A 229-nucleotide genomic window follows, 5' to 3' on the forward strand; every position below is an offset into this window, starting at 1 on the left:
CCTCAAACTCCCACAGGGAAATGCCATACTTTGTTTCATTGATGGGGGTGCGCTCAATGCCTTGCATGCGCACGTACTGGTACGCGTTGGCGGCAACACTGGCTTTGAGTTTCTGTACGTCGCGCGTGTTACACGTTGGTGCGATTACGTCGGTGGCATCCACAAAAGTGATGCCGTCAGTGGAGACCTGCAGCTTGTACTTTGCCGCGCAAGCCTTTTCCCACACGAT

1 protein-coding gene is annotated in these 229 nt (G+C 54.1%); it reads right to left on the reverse strand.

Annotation, left to right across the window (positions count from 1 at the left end; all coding sequences use genetic code 11):
- Positions 1–229, reverse strand: a 229-nt coding sequence (locus FHN55_RS22305; RefSeq protein WP_180358026.1) for a discoidin domain-containing protein, incomplete at both ends; no start/stop codon positions are given.

This window comes from Streptomyces sp. NP160 (assembly GCF_006335115.1).
GTDB lineage: Bacteria > Actinomycetota > Actinomycetes > Actinomycetales > Quadrisphaeraceae > Quadrisphaera.